The sequence below is a fragment of the Hungatella sp. genome (genome assembly GCF_046966825.1).
Genome location: NZ_JBKVCZ010000003.1, coordinates 1 through 17,477, shown reverse-complemented (window position 1 = coordinate 17,477; position 17,477 = coordinate 1). Strand labels below are relative to the sequence as shown.

Sequence of the window (17,477 nt, the reverse complement as noted above, 5' to 3'; positions counted from 1 at the left end):
CAGGAGGATACGCTATGTATTCAAAAGTAGATGTGGTGCTAATTTTAAAGTATATAGGCGAAGACGATTTATCAATGCCTGTGTACCGGGATCAGTATGACCGTTTATGGAAAGATATTAATTTGGGAGAGACGGAACAGCCGGAGTTATGCTCTGTCATGGGAAATGAGATGGATGGGGACCCGAATACGCCAATCAAACAGGAGTTCATCATTCAGCCCGTGAAAGGCTTCGTGAGTAAAGAAAAACGGTTTCAGTATCAAATGCTGGACCGGTTAAGGACTGACTGTGACTATTACCTTGGATATGGGAATCGATATGCCGGCTGCCTGTGGGCGAAAAGTGAAAGGGAGCAGATTGCGGAGATGAAGGCAATCTGGAACAGCTTTTCTGAGAATGAAAAACCCGAATGGCTTACCTGGGAGATGATTGAGAGGTATGAAGAGGAAATGGTAAATTAAACACAGCTATTTTACAAAAAAAGCAGCGTACCGGATAAGTAATGGTAAAGGAGGGCATAGCCATGACAAACCAGGAAATCCGGGAAGAAATGATGCTGCAGATTGAGTATCTGAAAACCATTAATATCCTCAATCGCTTAGGAATGCACAACAGGGATGAGGAGCAGACAAAAGCAGAGATAAAGAGCCGGATTGAGGCTCTTTATCAGCAGCTTTTGGAAGAAGAACCGTAACATACATAGGACAGGAGGAAATAGAATGTCGATAGTAGGAAAAATCATAAAAGTCAGAGATCGTTTTGCTTTTTATTATGGAATGGACTTGTCAGAAGGAAAATATATGGTTCAGAGTAAATCCCTGGAGGGGATAAAGGCGGAGCGGGATCGTCTGCTTAAAGTAGAACGCCAGGCGGACGAACTCTATGGATATTATAAACAGGGATACTACAAGGGCAGGTTTGCAGATTTAAAGCCGGTTTTTGAAACTATCTTTACGGAAAATGTCTTTTATACCTGGAGTTTACTTGATGACTGGCTTTGGAAGCTGTATGATGGAGTGCCGGACGTGAATCATTTTGCTTACGGCTTCATTCAGTTTTATACCGGACGTGTTGCAAACAATCAGATATGCCGTCATTTATGCAGAACGGAAAAAAGTCTGGAGCGGAAGCTAGAATATCTTGAAAACTCTCTGGAAGAGAACGGAAAAACAGAAGATCTCTGTATGGTCCGTTTGATGAGGGAAACTGGAATCCGAATGGTAGATTTAGAAAATGTCCGGTGGGATAATATTCAGTTTCCATATGTTTCAGGCGTTATGACAAAGAAAACAAGGTCTCTCTATCCTGTTTCCCAGATTAGCGAAAAAACGTATGAACTGCTAAAACAGCTAAAAAGGAGAGATGGGATGGTTTTTCATAGAATCCCGGCAGCATTCCAGGCAACGGTCAGGAAAGCAGTAGGAGGAGAATTTGATTTCAATATTTATAGTATCCGCTGGTACTGGCTCAAGGCAGTAGCAAAAGTCCCGATTCCGGAAGCGGACCATAAATATGTGAATCTGAATCCTACAGAGGAGTAATACATGTATATAGTAAAAGAAATATTGACACATACTATATATGGTGTTAAACTGTACTTGAATTTGATTTTTGCAGTGTTCAGTCATTGTAAATAACCTTTGTTCCGGTAGCTGACCGGAAGTAAAAACATTAGGCTTTGGCCTTACTGATTTGGAAGAGAGACGTCAAAATTGGAAGATATTTTGGCGTCTTTTTTTATTTCTATGAAACCGCGGAAAAATGCCATACCGGCAGTCTGTGGTTGACCTATAAAAGAGAGGAGGGCAGTCATAAATTAAGAAGACCGCAGCAAGCGGCAAAGTAAAATAACAGAAAGAAATCCTTTGACGGACAAAAATGGACCATTGGCAGCTGCCAGTGGTTTTTTTGATGGAAAAGACAGCCATCAACACAGAAATCCGTCTGGGATACCTGTGCATTTTATCCGCAAAGAGGAAAGGAGTTACGGATGAAAGATTTGTTTGAGGGTATCCCAGAGGAAACCATAGAGACCACGCTGGATATGATACAGAGAAACTTAGAACAGGTTGGTCTTTACGGCGGACATACAATCAGGAAACACACCGATATTCAGGTGCTTGCACTGAAAACCCGATTGAATGCAGAAGACATTATTTATGCCACGTCTTTTTGGGATATGGAAGTGGCGGTAGCGGTTGTAAAGAGCCTGATGAAACGGTTTTACAATCCCTTAATCCGGGAATGGCTCTTAGACACCACCAGGGATGTAATATCTTTGCATGGTGAATTTTCAAAGCCTGTGGGCTATGGATTCAAAAAGGGAATAGACATGCTGAATGAAGATCTAAAAAAAGCCTGCGTGGTCTTATTAAAGGACGGTGAGGCTGACTGGGGATTTCGGATTCTGACATGCTACCCCAAATTTTAATTGGAGGAAAAATTGTGAAGAGAACATCAATCAGCCTGCAGGTTATTATGGCAGGCAAATATGACTTTGAAGTAGGAAAGAAAGTAAATTTCCGTCTTGATCCGGAAACAAGGCTTTATATGGTATCCAGTGAGAAGTTGGAATTCGGTCTTGCCAAATCACTGGTTCGCGGGAAGCGGGAGGAGCTTAAATCGCTGGGAAGTGTTTTCTCTGGAATTGTTATTCAGTCCTCTCCGGAAACCATGCGTATGATGGTAAAAGTATTTACAGGGGACGGCCATGACGGGCTGAAGGAGGGAATATATGACACAGGACGAGCTTTACTCGGCAGAACACCTGTTAAAAAAAGAGTTTGGAGGGAACTGGAAGGAGATTGTACAGCACTTGGGAACCCAGGAGCTGACAAGCTGTGTTGGACGTAACCTGACCTCGTTTATGGCGTTCCCGGAACGGAAACAGGGCGGCAGCAACCGCTGGCGGGGAAACTGTTCCCCTGAAGTGGTGCGGGCGGTATTAAAACATGTCCTGCAGTGCAGGGCTTATGAGGGAAAACAGAATCAGGATTTCGTGCTGTTGGACCCCATGTCCGGCTCCGGCACCAGTGGAGATGTGGCGGCCGGCGAGGGGGTGCGCTCTATCCTTTATGACCTAAATCCGGAACCGGCAAAGGGGAAGGGAAACTGGGATGCATTAAAGGACGAGGTGGAGGAATGCGCCTCCATGATTTTTCTGCATCCGCCCTATCACTCCATTATTCCGTATTCCGGCAGTGTATGGGGAGAACCGCACCCGGACGATTTAAGCCACTGCAGCAGCTACAAGGACTATATCGACAAGCTGAATTTCATTATAAAAAAGCTTTTCATAAGTCTGAGGCATGGAGGATATTTAGCGGTTCTGGTGGGGGATATCCGGACACAGGGAACCTTCCATTCCATTGGCAATGATATGATGACCATTGGAACACTGGTTTCCTGGATTGTCAAGGGGCAGTATAATTGCCGCTCCAGCAGCCGGACATACAGCAGTAAGCCGTTTATTCCCATTGTTACAGAACATTTGCTTTTGTTTAAAAAGGAAGAGTGGCTGCTGGTTCCATTCAGCTATCGGGTAAGCGGTACCTGCGACCTGGAATCAAATGATTCTGCAGCGCTCACCTGGTTTCATCTGGTAAGGGGAATCATGGAAAAGAACGGCGGCACAATGTCTTTGAAAAATCTTTATGAACATCTCGAACAACATCCCAAAGCAAAGAAAAACCAATATTACAAGGAACGTATCCGTGCCTGTATTTATGAACACCGCTCTCAATTTCAGACCGATGGAAAAGGGACTTACCGTCTGGCATATGCGGTGGAATAAGAGGTGCGTATGGGATATGAAGGAGAGGAAATCGAGGGCTATTATTGCCTTTTGATTGCCATTCTAGGGAATTTTGATGCCAGTGAGGCCAGGTTTCTTTATGAATACGGCCCGGCTCATCCGGTCTGCCGGAAGATACTGAACAAGAGGCCGCCCCCGGTCAATTTTGCCAAGATGAGCAAAGATGAGATGAACCAGTGTATGCGCCGGCTGTTTGAGGAGGGGTACAGCAAACGCAGTATTGCGGATTTGTTTGGCTGTTATCCTTCTACGGTTAACCGGAGAGTTGCCCTTGGAAAGAAACAGGCGGAAGAAAAGAAAACCGAAGAACGGAGGAATCAGAATGATGCACAAGCTGACAGAATACCAGAGGAATTATGCAGAGGAAAATCATAACTTAATCAGGGATTTTTTACGCCACAACCGGCTGGATAGGGCGGATTACTATGATGTGGTTGCATTGGGATACTTAGAAGCGGTACAGGCATATGATGAAGACAGCAAGGCCAGGAAGTATGAATTTCAGACAATCGCGTCAAGAAAAATGAGTGACTGCTTATTTAAGTATTGGCGTTACAACAGCCGGTTAAAACGCAAGGCTTATCTGGTGAGTTTAGATGGTGCCGTGTATGAGGATTCCAGCCGCACGCTTTCAGAGACCATTGAAACAAAAAATGCAACGTGTGAGGATCTGGTTTTCCAGAGGCTGATGATTCAGGAAGCGATGGCACATATGACAGAAAAAGAAAGAAGGGTAGTCCAGATGAAGGCTGAGGGATTTACCGGGCGTGAGATTGGAACCGCCTGCGGCGTTACGGCGTCTGGAGTCTATGGCAGGTTGTACCGGATGAGGAAGAGATTAAAACGTATATTGCCAGTGCAGGAGAGTGAAGCGTATGCATATACATAAGTTTTCGGATATGGTGACATTTGATGAGATCGCCATCGGCGGCACACTTCCTGCTACGGAAGAATACCGGAGCTTTTTCAAAAATCTACACCCCAGACAGATACTCACCTCCAGGATTACGGCTCCTATTTATGAAGTGACATATCGTTATGATACCTGCAGGAATAACCAGAGAGAGGGTAAGAAGTATGTGATTTTACGGTCCGCCCATGATGAGGAAGAGTTTGAAATAGACATGCTCTTTCGTGACTGGGTAGAGGAAGAAAACCGGCGCAGGCCGTATCGGAGGATTTCCAATGTTCAAATTCTGGAAATCAGGCCGAGGGCATATGCTACTCTTTCCCTTACGTCTTAAATACGTTTCATTTCTTCATTTCCTGTATAAAAATACGGGTTGCTGTTAGGAATCAGGCGATTGCGGGTTGAAGTTCCGGACTGTACTCGGTTAGCAGCGTAAAAAGACACACCGTTAAGAATGGCTTTTCCGTCCATAGCAAAATGTATGTGAAGGACGGGAAGGAATGGAACAGCTATATCTGTTTGAAATAGAGAAAAAAACGAAAGATGCAGTTGAACTGCTAAACATGTGTGAACCGGCCGCGTTGGCCATGAACCCTGCTGGCTATTATTTAGCTTTCAGCGGAGGCAAGGACAGCTTGGTGATTTACCATCTGGCAAAAATGGCCGGCGTCCGGTTCGAGGCACATTACCATTTAACCACTGTAGATCCGCCGGAGCTGGTGCATTTTATCCGGCGGAACTATCCTGATGTAATCATAGACTATCCGCCGATTACCATGTGGAACCTGATTATCAAAAAGCAGCTTCCCCCTTACCGGAACGCCAGGTATTGCTGCAGCGTGCTTTATGAAAAGTTATGTGTTATGGAAAGTTTCTAAGAAAAACCAAGTAATTATAATCTTTGCTGGTCTATTACTTTCCATAATTCTGATTGAATTTACAATACGGGTAGTGTTTACTCAACTAGAAGGCTAAGCCTATCATAAATATCGGAGGTAAACACAAATGAACAATCCTAATCATCAATCAGACTCTGCACTATATTCTCTTATGCTTGGAGCTGAAAATGAGCTGCGTAAGCTCAATTACTCTGATTCCACCATCCGCCATCGTTGGGAAGTCTGGAAACGCTATCTTAAGTTTTCCATGAAAGAAGATTTCCAGCAACAGGATTGGCATGACTTTTTGAAACAAGTCTATGGGATTGAAGAAATACAGGGAGAACTTACACGCAATCAACGCACCGCTCGGGAAGCTTTTCAGACGCTCTATCAGTTTTATAAAGATGGCTGCTTACAGCATTGGAGCCTGGTCCGGACGGATACGGAAACAATTCCTGCACCATTTTGCACCATTACGGATCTGTTCCTTCAGCATTTAAAGACAAATGGGTATGTGCCGTCTACCATCTCAGATTATGCCAGAACGCTGCGGCGTCTGACTAAGTTCCTCCAGCAGGAGCAGGTAGAATCCTTCCGTTTGCTTAAGCCGGAATATATCACCCCCTTTATTGCGACCGTTGCCAGTTATCATGGCCGTTCTGTTGCCGCCCTGCTAAGTGAGCTGAGGCAGTTTTTCCGCTATCTGTATCTCAATGGACATCATGAAAAGGATTTATCCCTTTTTATACCTAAATCTAACATCTTACGCTCCAGGGAGCATCTTCCTTCCATCTGGAGTCCTGAAGATTTGGAAAAAATCCTGGACTGCGTTGATATTGGTAATCCAATTGGAAAAAGAGATTATGCCATCATACTGATGGTTGCCCGCCTGGGACTGAGGGTAAGGGATATCATCCATATGAAATATGAAAACATTAAATGGGAGAAAAACTGCATAGAGCTTGTGCAGTTTAAAACCAAACAGCCACTGACGTTGCCCCTGTTTGAAGATGTGGGCAACGCTGTCATTGATTATTTAAAGAATGGCCGGCCTGAATCGCCGGTTCCTAACATTTTTATTTGCCACAGGGTTCCGTACAATGCTTTTAATGAAAACAACCGTCTCTACCACATGCTGAACACCTACATTTACAAAGCCGGGATTGTGGTTACACCAGAAAAATCCCATGGGATGCATACCTTGCGCCATTCACTGGCTACCGAATTATTAAAAAGAGAAGTACCCCTTCCGGTTATTTCTGAAATACTCGGCCATCAAAGAGTGGAGACGACTGCGAACTATCTCCGTGTGGATACCGAGCAGCTGCGTAGCTGCACGTTATCAATGGAGGTACTCTAATGCAGATCAAAGAAAAAGATTATAAATTCACCAGTAGTCTTTCACAATGGATCATTGGGTTCCTGGATGAGAAATACCGCCTCGGTTATAAATATGAGCGCGAATACTTTGAACTGAAAAATCTGGACAGGTTTTCGCTTGACTACGACTGTATTGACAGGCTGCCCAGAGAACTCGTACTTGCCTGGACACAGCGTCAGGCAAACCATAGCCCGCAGACGACTCATTCTAAAGTAAACTTAATCCGGCAGTTAGCCATGTATATGTCCCGGAATGGTTGCGAGGTCTATCTGTATCCCAACAGCATGATTCCAAAGAGGACCCACGAGCATATCCCCTATATTTTTAGCCATGACGAAATCAGACGTGTATTCAAAACGATTGACAGCCTTTCGCCATCCTGTTTTTCGATTCGGCGCCATTTAATCCTTCCCTTGCTGTTCCGCCTCCTTTATTGCTGTGGGCTTAGGGCTTCTGAGGCATTAAATCTGAAGGTTTCCGATATTGATTTTGAACATGGCGTTATTTTTATCCACGATGCAAAGGATTATAGGGACCGCCTGATTCCGTTAAACCAGGACTTATACCAGCGGTGTATGAATTACAAGGAATACGTTTTATCCGAAATTGGTCCGGAAGGATATTTCTTTCCAGCACCGGATGGCCTTTCCTATCACATTTTTACAATCCGTAAAACGTTCCGGGATATCCTCTGGAACAGCGGTATTTCATACGGAGGACGAAATGTTGGGCCACGCCTCCATGACCTGAGACATACATTTGCAGTCCACAGTCTCCAGAAACTTCTTGAAGAAGGGAAGATGCCCGCCGAGGTCCTGCCGATTTTATCCACATATATGGGGCACAAAACATACAAGGGGACTTCAAAATATCTTCATCTGACTTCTGAACTGTATCCTGAAATTTTGGAAAAAATGGAAGCGGCATTTGGGGGATTGCTGCCGGAAAGGGTGGAAGCCGATGAACAAACCGACTGATTTTGCCCGAAGTCTGGCAGACTATTTCACTAATTATCTGGCAGGTCAGAGAAACTTAAGTGTCAATACAATCCGCTCTTACCGCGATACGTTCTGTCTTCTTCTGGCCTATTTAGAAGAGGAAAAGAACTGTTCGCCGGAAAAAGTACAGTTGAGCAGACTGACAGACCAGACCATCAACGAATTTATGGCGTGGCTGGAGGACAAGAGACACAATTCCATTTCTACCCGTAATCAGAGACTGGCGGCAGTACATGCCTTTTTTCGGTATCTCCAGCTTAACAGACCGGATATGCTCCTGCAATGCCAGAAAATCCTGTCAATACGTATGAAAAAGCATGAAAAGGCTGTGGTTAATTATTTATCGGAAGATTCACTAAAAAACCTTTTAACCAGGCCGGATCAGACTACCAACTATGGAAGGAGGGATGCCGCACTGCTATGTGTTTTATATGACACCGGTGCAAGGGTTCAGGAATTGATTGATTTGTCAGTCCGTGATGTGAGACTTGATGAACCCAGTGTCATCCGCCTGACGGGAAAAGGGAGGAAAACGAGGACAGTCCCCATCCTGCACCCGACAGCAGTAATTCTAAAAAGTTATATGGAAAGACACGGATTAAATCCACGAAGGAACCCAGATCAGGCTTTATTCTGTAATCATCAGGGAAAACGCCTTACCCGCCCTGGGGTTACTTATATCTTAAAAAAGTATGCCAGTGAACTACAGGCCGATGGGAACCTTTCAAATGAATCGGTAACACCTCATGTCATGAGACACACAAAAGCCATGCACTTATTAAGGGCAAATGTTGATCTGCATTATATCCGTGACTTTCTAGGGCACGTCGACATCACCACAACAGAAGTTTACGCCAAGGCTGATGCAGAAATGAAACGGGCAGCTTTCGAAAAAGCGGACATAGGAATCACAACAAATGAAATGACATCATGGCAAAAAAACGATGACCTTATGTCTTGGCTGACCGGTCTCGGACAGAAGTAGTAAATGTATTATGGAAAGGAAACAGGCGTAATGTCTTGAAGAATCAAGTGTTTTTCCTGTTTCTTTCCATAATTGCTTTCTTTCTATAAAGGATGTTATGGAAAGATTTCCATAACGTGCTGAAAGAGACGGGAGGGGAAGGCCGCTTTGTGATTACCGGGGTGAGATGGCAGGAGAGCCGTAAGCGGGAAAATCGTGGAACAGTCGAGGTTCTGGGGAACCGGAAACCGGATTTAATACTTAATAATGATAATGAAGAAAGCCGCAGAATCATTGAAAACTGCCAGTTAAAGGGGAAACGGATAATCAATCCCATCATCAGCTGGACAGAGAATGAGGTGTGGCTTTTTATTTATTCTCTAAAGATTTCTTACTGTGAGCTTTACGACTGCGGGTTTCGCCGGCTCGGCTGTATCGGCTGCCCTTTGGCGTCGGTAAAAAACAGGGAGTGGGAATTTAAGCGTTATCCGAAGTACCGGGAAGCGTATATCAGAACCTTTGACCGTATGGTAGAGGCCAGGAGAGCTGCCGGAAAAACAGATGGGAATTGGAGTAATGGGGAAGCGGTATTCAACTGGTGGATGTACGGGAATCCCAGACAGGAAAAACAGGTGGAGGGACAGATGGAACTTGACTATGATGTGGAAGCATTTGATGAAGCTGTATAAAAACGGGACAAAGAGATCTGTCCTCATTTAAGAAAGGAACGACTTTATGGTTATCATTGATGGAAAAATCGCTGTAAGCGTTTGCGGATTGGGAGAAAGCAATGCGTATTCGTATGCCCTTGTGGTAAGGCCGGACACAATCCTTGCGCGGGGACAGGACTGCTACTATTACGATACACACGGACATGCGGTGCTGTTTGATAAGCTGGAGGATGGAAGCAGCTATGCGCAAAATGAGTCCCTGGTGCTATTACCGTATACGATGCTGGAGGCATTGTATGAGGAAGTGGAGGGAACCGGCTGGGTTGAGGCAGAAGATTCCCCGTTTACAGAGGTTTATAGTGAGATGGAGGCAAAGATTGCCTGAGAGGAGCGGTTACATGATTGGTAAGGCGTGTTGTAATACCTGTGTGTCATTGAAACGGGAACAGAGGGAAACAAAATCGGAAGAGGATCGATATTACTATGGCTGCCGCGTACATGGTCAGATCCGCAAAGCCATTGTATCTGACTTAGGGCTGGAACATCAGTCCTGTGATGAGTGGGAAGCTGCAGACGAACAGAAAATAGAGAACCGGGCAATGGCGGAAACGCTGGGGAAGGAACTCCAAGCACTACATGATTCGTGGAAGCAGGTATATGCGTGTGGGGGAACGGATTTCAACTGCCCGGACGGAGTTGAACTAAATCTTCTCAGAAGCCGCATTATATCCCAGCGGTGCCGGATTAGAAGCTGTCTGCTGGATGCAGACTATCCCGTCAGTTATGAGGTGAAGATCCCGGACATGATTGGCAGCCAGTACATGGCGCGGAGAGAGGAGATTGAGGCGGCGGCAAAAAGGGCGCTGCAAACCTACCGGGGAAATAAGGACTATCAGTGGCTTACTGAAAAAAATCCGGAATTAAGTGAGAGTGAGCGGAAGATGTCCGGTATTTACTATGCGCTGGGCTATGTAGAACAGTTGGAAAAAGCCGTGGAACAGGACAATTGTGTTCTGATGCGGTCCCATGAGATTCCGGAGCATGGGATTGAGATGTTGAGGACCTGCCGTGATAAAGTTACTCGGCTCATAAAAGAAAGGAATATGGTGTACATACAGATGGATAAGATAAAAGCGATCCATACCGAGGAACAGCCACAGATACCGGGGCAAATGGATATTTTCAGTTTCCTTGCCTCTTGATTAGGGTTTCATGGAGGGAATGATGGAGAGTCAGATGGAGAAAGAGAACTGCCAGGCGGAAGGGTGGACAGCAGGAATGATGTTCCAGATAACAGGGCTAAATGGGGAAGGAGAGTGGATAGAAACGGACGATGACTGTGCGCAGTTTTGCAGATACCTGGGACCGGACGAATTTGAATTTGTACAGATTAACCGTTATCTGTCGGATACAGTATTCTATACCATATCCCATGGAACTGTCTGCCTGCAGGATTATTTTATGGAGCAGATTGATTCAATACTGAAAAGCTATGGATATCAGAACCTGAATTACGGAACCTATGGAATCAGTGCTGAATCGGCTCCTGACAGCCAGTTGATAGCGGAAATGGTGTTTGAGACATACTTTAAAGAATTTGAGGAGGAGCGGCGATACAGCGGTTATGTGATTGCAGAAAAACGTGTGAAAGAGATCGTGAATAAGAAGCAGGAGAAAGCGTAAGCTGTTCGGTAAAATCATGTACTGTGTTTAAAAGGGAAAGGAGAATTTAAGATGGGTTGTTTTAGTTGGAGATTTGCGGATATGAACAATAAAAGAAGACTGAAAATAGGCAGAGCGGCCTATGTGATATGCCCGGACGGAAGCATTTTATATGAGCCATGTTATAATGGTTATGGTGATTTTGCCGGAAAGGATATTTATGATTCAGTAGCAGATTGGAATCGTGAATTTTTATCTCAGAATCCGGATTTTGTTATCAGAAGTACGGGCAGAAAAGTATCCAGCTATAGCTGGTATTTATATTATGCCAACTTGGAATTTTCTTCGAGGGAAATTGAAAGACGGTTAAGTGAACATGGAATCTGGTATATCTGTACAGATTATCGCGATATTGGAATTAGTATTGCCTGCGAGGATGAGAACAATGCAGCTTTGCCATATCCAATTAAAATTTGCCAGTCAAAACCTATAGGAACGGTAGCATATTACCAGGAACTGCCGGCGTCAGAAGGTGATCCTTATCAGGGATGCGATTGATTTACTGTAAGTATGGATAAGGCGTAATGGGTGGACCGGCTATGGTTTGAATGACTATGGCCGGGCTGCGCTTATATGGGAAAGGAGAGAATTTATGAATCAGAATGAACCCATGAATACAGAAAAAATTGTAAGTCAGGAGCAATGTGCAGAAATGATTGAAAATTATCATTTTATACTTTCAGGTATGGATAATAATCAGAGGTGTTATAGATTTATTGTTAAAAGCACTGTTGAACGCAAAGATCCACTGACCTATGATGAATTGGCAGAACTGTGTGCTGCATTATGCGCAGTTTGTATTGAAGTACGATTAGAGGGTGAAAGAGAGTATTGCTGGACCATATTTTATACTACAGTAGCCTGACGAAAATTAGGTTATCTGGAGATATGGAGAGAGTGTGAATAATTGTACTACACGAAAACATACTTTTCCTAATTAACTGTATTCTAATTGAAAATTGGGAAACTTCTTATGGTATTGGAATAATAAATTTTAAAACCAGGGAAATCCGCTTATTAAAAGAGAATGTGAGGACCTTTATATTTGAGGACTTTTATATATTCTGTGATTTGAGGAATCGGGGGACGGGGAACTCCTGAAATGGATATCCTTATATTTTATTGCCCTGAAAGGTAACATTAAATAATTATTTAATATAATAATTATGCTAAAGTTAACCTATGTCAGAAAATTGTAAAGTTACTTAATATAAATGATATTGTATACAGGGCCTCCACTTGTTATTCTTAAGTTAAAAATCGTTATAGAATAAATGGAGGGGGATAGATGCTGGGGAAGGTTATGAAAATTGTACTATATGTTCTGCTATCCATGTTTTTTTGCATAATTATGGGAACTAATACGTTTGCATCCGGAGAAAAAATAGAGAGCGCTAAAATCACATTATCCTATGGTGATGCACCTAAGGTCAATGAACCACCAGGAGAGATAACCGCAGATACAACGGATGAGGGATTTTTTGTTGAACAGGCAGAGTTTACTAACGAGATTGAAGTATGGAAACTGGGGGATAGACCAGAGGTAACCATTTCACTTATTGCAGAAAATGATTATCGTTTTTCTTACACATCCTCCAGTCATTTTAAAATCAGTGGCTGTGGTGCGGAATTTAAGCGGGCAAAGATATACGATGGGGGCAACAGATTAATTTTAGAAGTCTATCTAAAGCGTGTAGAGGGAAAGCCTGAAATAATAGAGGACCTGGAATGGAGCAGTTCCTATGGAATGTGGGAAGAACTTGAAGAGGATATAAAACAGTACGAAGTACGCTTGTATAGGAATAAAAAAATAATAGATACGGTCACCACTACGGATACTGTTTTTGATTTTCGCAATTATATATCGCAAGAGGGGGATTATACTTTTCGAGTAAGGGGGATTGCCCGATATGAAAATCGGGCAGGGAATTGGTCTGAACATTCAGAAGAAAATACATTTACGAAATATGCGGCAGCCAATTATGGAAAAGGAAATTGGATACAGGATCAACATGGTTGGTGGTACCGATATCAAAATGGAGAGTATCCGATCAGCAGCTGGAAAGCCATCAATAATAGCTGGTACTATTTTAACCATGATGGATACATGCTGACGGGCTGGCAATTTATAAAGGATCGATGGTATTATCTAAACCCATCAGGAGCTATGATGACAGGTTGGCAGTTTATAAATGGCTTTTGGTACTATTTGAGTGCTGAAGGCTCAATGATGAGTGGCTGGCAGCTCATAAATTCTCAGTGGTACTATTTGAATGAATCCGGATTGATGTTAACCGGCTGGCAGTTAATTAGTGGAAGATGGTACTATTTTAATAGTGATGGAACTATGTTAAGCGGTTGGCAATTTATAAATGGTTTTTGGTATTATTTGAGCAATTCCGGATATATGCTGAGTAATTGGCAGTATATTGATAATCACTGGTATTACCTGAATGCCAGTGGAATCATGCTGACTGACTGGCAGTATATCAATGATCTTTGGTATTATCTTGGCAAAGACGGCATTATGTATGCAAATCAAGCTACACCAGATGGCTATTATGTGGATAATAATGGTGTCTGGAACCATTAACCTTGCGGAGCGCTGCAAAACCGGCAGTTTTATTTGTAAAATTCAAAAGGTCCCACCCAACGGGATTGAGCAGATTTCAACTGAAATGTCGCAGTGTCACGCAGGATGGGAAGTGTGAATAGTTTTTTGTAAAGGAAATAATCAATTTCTTATGAATTAGCTGAGTTATAGCAAATGAAGATGAGGGCAGAGCCGGTATCAATTGGCGCTGCCCTCATCTTATGAGTGGTCTTTATCCAGTTCAAATGAAATACAGGTATGATTCATATACAGAAGCGTTCGTTTCACCGCATCCCCGATGGGCAATTTTCCTCCCCGGCTTTTCATATTGGATAACATCCCACGGAAAATAAGTACATTCATTTCTGAAATCTGCGTCAGCACTTGATCCGTTGTATCAATATCCATCTTTGTACAGGATTTCTTCAAAGCAAGGAACTCACGCGTATAAATATCATGTTCCAAGAACATATCATAGTAATCCTGAATATCCTCCGTCAGCTCCTCAGGAAAGACCTGATAATAGGACTGAAAAGATGTATCAAAATTTTCATCCTCTAAATCCTCAAAAAATAAAAGTTCATAAATCTCAGGTCTGTTGTAGGCGTGAGTACAAAAGCATTCCCAAATCTTAAAATATTTATCTAATGGGGAAGATACTTCTTTTAAGTAATTCGGGAGATCCTCCACATATTCCCGCAGATAGCGGATGCAGGAAAAGAAAGTAAGGTGCCTCAGATTTGTAAAATAATGATATAAGGTTGCGCTGTTGTAGCCAGCCCGTTCAGCAACTTTACGGATGGACAGCGCTCCAATTCCTTCAGCATCAATAAGCTCAATGGTGGCATCCACAAAATACATCATCATCCGCTTCCTTTGTATTTGTTTGTTCGATAAACCTTCCAATTATATCACCTCATATCCTTTTCAATTATGATTTTAATTTATATAGTACCATATTGCGGAATGAAAATCAACTATTGATTACAAAATATACATTAATTAATTTATCAATCAAATAATATATAAAAATCATTATATAAAATATAATCAGTGATTGACAAAATTGGAAAATGTGTTATTATATGGATATACAGGTGATTTTAAACAGCCTAAGCTGTTTGAAATAATAAAAAAGAAGTATTGGAAGGAGGAAAAAAATGAGATTAGAAATGGGAAACTTTTACGTCACGTCCATTCAGTTTGGTCCTGAAACTTCATATCATGAAGGCGTTCTGACGATCAATAAGGAAGAAGCACTGGCAGTCGTAAAAGAAGACCAGCACATTACCGAAGCGGATTTATATATTGTAAATCCAGGCGATGAGGTAAGATTGTGCCCGGTCAAAGAAGTCATTGAGCCCAGGACAAAGCTTAATGGCGCACCTGTATTTCCGGGTTATACCGGAGAATTGTGCCAGGCAGGACATGGCAGGACCCATGCGCTCAAAGACTGCAGCGTGATTGTAGTCGGAAAACACTGGGGAGGATTCCAGGACGGTGTCATTGATATGGCGGGAGAGGGTGCAAAGTATACCTATTATTCGGGTCTGAAAAACATTGTTCTGGTGGCAGATACGGATGAAACTTTTGAGCAGAGGGAACAGCAGAAAAAGAACCGTGCGCTCCGCCTGGCAGGACATAAGCTGTCCGAATATATCGGTGCGTGCGTCCGTCCATTAGAACCGGAAAAGATTGAAGTTTTTGAACTTGAGCCGGTTACTAAGAGAAGCGCGGAAACAAATAATCTGCCATCAGTGGTTTATGTAATGCAGCCACAGTCCCAGATGGAGGAGATGGGGTACAATGACCTTGTCTATGGCTGGGATGCGAACCATATGCTGCCTACATTCATGAATCCGAATGAGGTCCTGGATGGAGCAATCGTATCAGGAAGCTTCATGCCGTGTTCTTCCAAGTGGTCCACCTACGATTTCCAGAATGCACCGGTGATTCGGACATTGTTTGAGGAGCATGGAAAAACCCTGAATTTCCTTGGAGTGATCATGTCAAACCTGAATGTGGCCCTGGAGCAGAAAAACCGGTCGGCTCAGTTTGTAGCCCAGTTAGCAAGTTCCCTTGGTGCAGACAGTGCGATTGTGGCTGAAGAGGGATATGGCAATCCGGACGCTGATTTCGTGGCATGTATCGTTGCACTGGAAGATGCGGGCGTTAAGACGGTCGGTATCACCAATGAGTGTACAGGACGTGACGGACAGTCACAGCCATTGGTAACCCTGGATGAGAAGTTGAATGCCATCGTATCCTGTGGAAACGTATCAGAACTGATTGAGCTCCCACCGATGCCGACCGTGCTTGGCGAGTTACAGGCGCTGGCAAGAGATGGTCTGTCAGGCGGTTGGGCAGATGATGAACTCTTAGGACCTTCTGTAAGGCCTGACGGTTCCATCATTATGGAGAATAACTCCATGTTCTGCGGGGACCAGGTAATTGGCTGGTCCACAAAAACGATGAAAGAATTTTAGGAGGTTGAACCATTGAAAAAAGCAGTCATGTATTTAAACCAGTTCTTTGGTCAGATTGGCGGCGAGGACAAGGCGGATTTTGAGCCGGTTGTCCAGGAAGGCCTGATTGGCCCTGCCATGCAGCTGGATAAGGTTCTGGATGCAGATGTGACCCACACGGTCATCTGCGGTGACAATTACATGGGTTCCAACACGGATGAAGCAGTGGATACAATCCTGTCTGAACTGGAAAAACTCAGTTTTGATATCTTCATTGCCGGCCCGGCTTTCCAGGCGGGACGTTACGGTATGGCCTGTGGTCAGATTTGTAAGGCAGTACATAAAAAGTTCGGCGTTCCGGTCATTACTTCCATGCATGTGGAAAACCCGGGCGTGGAGATGTTTAAAAAGGATATGTATATCATGAAAGGCGGCAACAGCGCGGCCAAGATGAGAAATGATATACAGGCAGTAGCAGGGCTTGCTAATAAGATTTTAGCAGGACAGGAGATTCTTGGCGCTGAAGCAGAAGGCTATTATGAGAGGGGAATCCGTCACCAGGTATGGCGGGAGGATAAACTTCCGGCCGCAAGGCGAGTGGTGGATATGCTGATTAAGAAAGCGAATGGACTTCCTTTTCTAACCGAGCTTCCGATTCCGAAGATGGACCGTGTCCCGATTGCAGCAGCAATCAAGGATTTATCCAAGGCCAATATTGCGGTAGTCAATACGGGCGGTATCGTACCGGTTGACAATCCTGACAGGATTCAGTCGGCTTCCGCCACCAGATGGGGCAGGTATGACATTTCCAAGGCGGATGATTTGGTCGGCGGTGAGTATAAGACGATTCACGCGGGGTTTGACCCGGCGGCGGCAGATGCCGATCCGGATGTCATTGTACCGCTTGACGCCATGAGAAAACATTTAAAGGAAGGAAAGTTTGGGAAGCTTCACGACTTCTTCTACTCCACAGTAGGAACCGGGACCACGCAGGCAGAAGCCCAGCGTATGGCTCAGGAAATGATTCCGCTGTTGAGGGATGATCACGTGGACGGCATTATCCTCCTCTCCACCTGAG

The 17,477-nt window shown here is 43.9% G+C and carries 22 protein-coding genes and 1 pseudogene; 22 read left to right on the top strand and 1 reads right to left on the bottom strand.

Annotation, left to right across the window (positions count from 1 at the left end; genetic code table 11):
- The first annotated feature begins 14 nt into the window (after positions 1 to 14).
- From ACLTD4_RS01650 to ACLTD4_RS01555, 20 genes are all read left to right on the top strand, one after another.
- On the top strand, positions 15 to 461 hold the full coding sequence (locus tag ACLTD4_RS01650) for an LPD11 domain-containing protein (protein WP_278837592.1): 447 nt from the start codon (positions 15 to 17) through the stop codon (positions 459 to 461).
- Between the two features lie 62 nt (positions 462 to 523).
- Positions 524 to 694, top strand: coding sequence for a hypothetical protein (locus ACLTD4_RS01645; RefSeq protein ID WP_227808389.1), 171 nt, complete (start codon positions 524 to 526; stop codon positions 692 to 694).
- A gap of 25 nt (positions 695 to 719) precedes the next feature.
- On the top strand, positions 720 to 1,541 hold the full coding sequence (locus ACLTD4_RS01640; protein ID WP_278837596.1) for a hypothetical protein: 822 nt from the start codon (positions 720 to 722) through the stop codon (positions 1,539 to 1,541).
- Positions 1,542 to 1,990: 449 nt separating this feature from the next.
- Complete coding sequence (locus ACLTD4_RS01635) at positions 1,991 to 2,431, top strand: RNase A-like domain-containing protein (RefSeq protein ID WP_278837597.1); 441 nt, start codon at positions 1,991 to 1,993, stop codon at positions 2,429 to 2,431.
- A gap of 14 nt (positions 2,432 to 2,445) precedes the next feature.
- Positions 2,446 to 2,853 (top strand): hypothetical protein, encoded by a 408-nt coding sequence (locus tag ACLTD4_RS01630; protein ID WP_278837599.1) that lies wholly within the window; start codon positions 2,446 to 2,448, stop codon positions 2,851 to 2,853.
- Positions 2,735 to 3,793, top strand: coding sequence for an SAM-dependent methyltransferase (locus tag ACLTD4_RS01625; RefSeq protein WP_278837600.1), 1,059 nt, complete (start codon positions 2,735 to 2,737; stop codon positions 3,791 to 3,793). The genes ACLTD4_RS01630 and ACLTD4_RS01625 overlap by 119 nt, the downstream gene beginning before the upstream one ends.
- A 9-nt stretch (positions 3,794 to 3,802) precedes the next feature.
- Positions 3,803 to 4,189, top strand: coding sequence for a hypothetical protein (locus tag ACLTD4_RS01620; protein WP_278837602.1), 387 nt, complete (start codon positions 3,803 to 3,805; stop codon positions 4,187 to 4,189).
- Entirely contained in the window at positions 4,137 to 4,703 is a 567-nt protein-coding gene (locus tag ACLTD4_RS01615) for a sigma-70 family RNA polymerase sigma factor (RefSeq protein WP_278837604.1), read from the top strand. Before ACLTD4_RS01620 ends, ACLTD4_RS01615 begins: the two co-directional genes overlap by 53 nt.
- Positions 4,690 to 5,058 carry a hypothetical protein gene (locus tag ACLTD4_RS01610; protein ID WP_278837605.1) on the top strand — a complete coding sequence of 123 codons (369 nt, stop codon included), beginning with the start codon at positions 4,690 to 4,692 and terminating at the stop codon, positions 5,056 to 5,058. Before ACLTD4_RS01615 ends, ACLTD4_RS01610 begins: the two co-directional genes overlap by 14 nt.
- A 166-nt stretch (positions 5,059 to 5,224) precedes the next feature.
- The gene (locus ACLTD4_RS01605) at positions 5,225 to 5,602 is read left to right on the top strand and encodes a hypothetical protein (protein WP_278837606.1); all 378 of its coding nucleotides are present in this window, start codon (positions 5,225 to 5,227) and stop codon (positions 5,600 to 5,602) included.
- A gap of 127 nt (positions 5,603 to 5,729) precedes the next feature.
- Positions 5,730 to 6,965 carry a site-specific integrase gene (locus tag ACLTD4_RS01600; protein ID WP_412329996.1) on the top strand — a complete coding sequence of 412 codons (1,236 nt, stop codon included), beginning with the start codon at positions 5,730 to 5,732 and terminating at the stop codon, positions 6,963 to 6,965.
- A complete protein-coding gene (locus tag ACLTD4_RS01595; RefSeq protein WP_412329995.1) occupies positions 6,965 to 7,963 on the top strand; it encodes a tyrosine-type recombinase/integrase in 999 nt (332 codons plus the stop codon). Before ACLTD4_RS01600 ends, ACLTD4_RS01595 begins: the two co-directional genes overlap by 1 nt.
- Positions 7,947 to 8,969, top strand: coding sequence for a tyrosine-type recombinase/integrase (locus tag ACLTD4_RS01590; RefSeq protein WP_412329994.1), 1,023 nt, complete (start codon positions 7,947 to 7,949; stop codon positions 8,967 to 8,969). The genes ACLTD4_RS01595 and ACLTD4_RS01590 overlap by 17 nt, the downstream gene beginning before the upstream one ends.
- A gap of 116 nt (positions 8,970 to 9,085) precedes the next feature.
- Entirely contained in the window at positions 9,086 to 9,637 is a 552-nt protein-coding gene (locus tag ACLTD4_RS01585) for a phosphoadenosine phosphosulfate reductase family protein (protein WP_278837096.1), read from the top strand.
- 46 nt (positions 9,638 to 9,683) lie between these two features.
- Positions 9,684 to 10,004 (top strand): hypothetical protein, encoded by a 321-nt coding sequence (locus ACLTD4_RS01580; protein ID WP_278837094.1) that lies wholly within the window; start codon positions 9,684 to 9,686, stop codon positions 10,002 to 10,004.
- A 13-nt stretch (positions 10,005 to 10,017) separates the two neighbouring features.
- On the top strand, positions 10,018 to 10,821 hold the full coding sequence (locus ACLTD4_RS01575) for a hypothetical protein (protein WP_412329993.1): 804 nt from the start codon (positions 10,018 to 10,020) through the stop codon (positions 10,819 to 10,821).
- Positions 10,822 to 10,855: 34 nt separating this feature from the next.
- On the top strand, positions 10,856 to 11,302 hold the full coding sequence (locus ACLTD4_RS01570) for a hypothetical protein (protein WP_278837091.1): 447 nt from the start codon (positions 10,856 to 10,858) through the stop codon (positions 11,300 to 11,302).
- A gap of 81 nt (positions 11,303 to 11,383) precedes the next feature.
- Positions 11,384 to 11,839 (top strand): hypothetical protein, encoded by a 456-nt coding sequence (locus tag ACLTD4_RS01565; RefSeq protein WP_278837090.1) that lies wholly within the window; start codon positions 11,384 to 11,386, stop codon positions 11,837 to 11,839.
- A 94-nt stretch (positions 11,840 to 11,933) separates the two neighbouring features.
- Positions 11,934 to 12,206 carry a hypothetical protein gene (locus ACLTD4_RS01560; protein WP_278837088.1) on the top strand — a complete coding sequence of 91 codons (273 nt, stop codon included), beginning with the start codon at positions 11,934 to 11,936 and terminating at the stop codon, positions 12,204 to 12,206.
- A gap of 423 nt (positions 12,207 to 12,629) precedes the next feature.
- Complete coding sequence (locus ACLTD4_RS01555) at positions 12,630 to 13,934, top strand: N-acetylmuramoyl-L-alanine amidase family protein (protein WP_278837087.1); 1,305 nt, start codon at positions 12,630 to 12,632, stop codon at positions 13,932 to 13,934.
- A gap of 219 nt (positions 13,935 to 14,153) precedes the next feature.
- Here ACLTD4_RS01555 and ACLTD4_RS01550 read toward each other — a convergent pair whose 3' ends face one another.
- Positions 14,154 to 14,795, bottom strand: coding sequence for a TetR/AcrR family transcriptional regulator (locus ACLTD4_RS01550; protein WP_412331082.1), 642 nt, complete (start codon positions 14,793 to 14,795; stop codon positions 14,154 to 14,156).
- Positions 14,796 to 15,094: 299 nt separating this feature from the next.
- On the opposite strand from ACLTD4_RS01550, the gene ACLTD4_RS01545 reads away from it, so the two are divergent.
- Positions 15,095 to 16,420 carry a glycine/sarcosine/betaine reductase component B subunit gene (locus tag ACLTD4_RS01545; RefSeq protein ID WP_278837083.1) on the top strand — a complete coding sequence of 442 codons (1,326 nt, stop codon included), beginning with the start codon at positions 15,095 to 15,097 and terminating at the stop codon, positions 16,418 to 16,420.
- A gap of 12 nt (positions 16,421 to 16,432) precedes the next feature.
- Positions 16,433 to 17,473, top strand: a pseudogene (locus tag ACLTD4_RS01540) (glycine/betaine/sarcosine/D-proline family reductase selenoprotein B); the annotation flags it as partial.
- Positions 17,474 to 17,477 lie beyond the last annotated feature (4 nt).

What these genes read in the sequence shown, in the direction of transcription:
- ACLTD4_RS01545 (WP_278837083.1), top strand. Translation starts at nt 15,095, where the DNA reads ATGAGATTAGAAATGGGAAACTTTTACGTCACGTCCATTCAGTTTGGT.
- ACLTD4_RS01605 (WP_278837606.1), top strand. Translation starts at nt 5,225, where the DNA reads ATGGAACAGCTATATCTGTTTGAAATAGAGAAAAAAACGAAAGATGCA.
- ACLTD4_RS01590 (WP_412329994.1), top strand. Translation starts at nt 7,947, where the DNA reads ATGAACAAACCGACTGATTTTGCCCGAAGTCTGGCAGACTATTTCACT.
- ACLTD4_RS01565 (WP_278837090.1), top strand. Translation starts at nt 11,384, where the DNA reads ATGAACAATAAAAGAAGACTGAAAATAGGCAGAGCGGCCTATGTGATA.
- ACLTD4_RS01640 (WP_278837596.1), top strand. Translation starts at nt 720, where the DNA reads ATGTCGATAGTAGGAAAAATCATAAAAGTCAGAGATCGTTTTGCTTTT.
- ACLTD4_RS01570 (WP_278837091.1), top strand. Translation starts at nt 10,856, where the DNA reads ATGGAGAAAGAGAACTGCCAGGCGGAAGGGTGGACAGCAGGAATGATG.
- ACLTD4_RS01610 (WP_278837605.1), top strand. Translation starts at nt 4,690, where the DNA reads ATGCATATACATAAGTTTTCGGATATGGTGACATTTGATGAGATCGCC.
- ACLTD4_RS01560 (WP_278837088.1), top strand. Translation starts at nt 11,934, where the DNA reads ATGAATCAGAATGAACCCATGAATACAGAAAAAATTGTAAGTCAGGAG.
- ACLTD4_RS01625 (WP_278837600.1), top strand. Translation starts at nt 2,735, where the DNA reads ATGACACAGGACGAGCTTTACTCGGCAGAACACCTGTTAAAAAAAGAG.
- ACLTD4_RS01600 (WP_412329996.1), top strand. Translation starts at nt 5,730, where the DNA reads ATGAACAATCCTAATCATCAATCAGACTCTGCACTATATTCTCTTATG.
- ACLTD4_RS01555 (WP_278837087.1), top strand. Translation starts at nt 12,630, where the DNA reads ATGCTGGGGAAGGTTATGAAAATTGTACTATATGTTCTGCTATCCATG.
- ACLTD4_RS01635 (WP_278837597.1), top strand. Translation starts at nt 1,991, where the DNA reads ATGAAAGATTTGTTTGAGGGTATCCCAGAGGAAACCATAGAGACCACG.
- ACLTD4_RS01650 (WP_278837592.1), top strand. Translation starts at nt 15, where the DNA reads ATGTATTCAAAAGTAGATGTGGTGCTAATTTTAAAGTATATAGGCGAA.
- ACLTD4_RS01645 (WP_227808389.1), top strand. Translation starts at nt 524, where the DNA reads ATGACAAACCAGGAAATCCGGGAAGAAATGATGCTGCAGATTGAGTAT.
- ACLTD4_RS01550 (WP_412331082.1), bottom strand. Translation starts at nt 14,795, where the DNA reads ATGTATTTTGTGGATGCCACCATTGAGCTTATTGATGCTGAAGGAATT.
- ACLTD4_RS01575 (WP_412329993.1), top strand. Translation starts at nt 10,018, where the DNA reads ATGATTGGTAAGGCGTGTTGTAATACCTGTGTGTCATTGAAACGGGAA.
- ACLTD4_RS01615 (WP_278837604.1), top strand. Translation starts at nt 4,137, where the DNA reads ATGATGCACAAGCTGACAGAATACCAGAGGAATTATGCAGAGGAAAAT.
- ACLTD4_RS01580 (WP_278837094.1), top strand. Translation starts at nt 9,684, where the DNA reads ATGGTTATCATTGATGGAAAAATCGCTGTAAGCGTTTGCGGATTGGGA.
- ACLTD4_RS01620 (WP_278837602.1), top strand. Translation starts at nt 3,803, where the DNA reads ATGGGATATGAAGGAGAGGAAATCGAGGGCTATTATTGCCTTTTGATT.
- ACLTD4_RS01595 (WP_412329995.1), top strand. Translation starts at nt 6,965, where the DNA reads ATGCAGATCAAAGAAAAAGATTATAAATTCACCAGTAGTCTTTCACAA.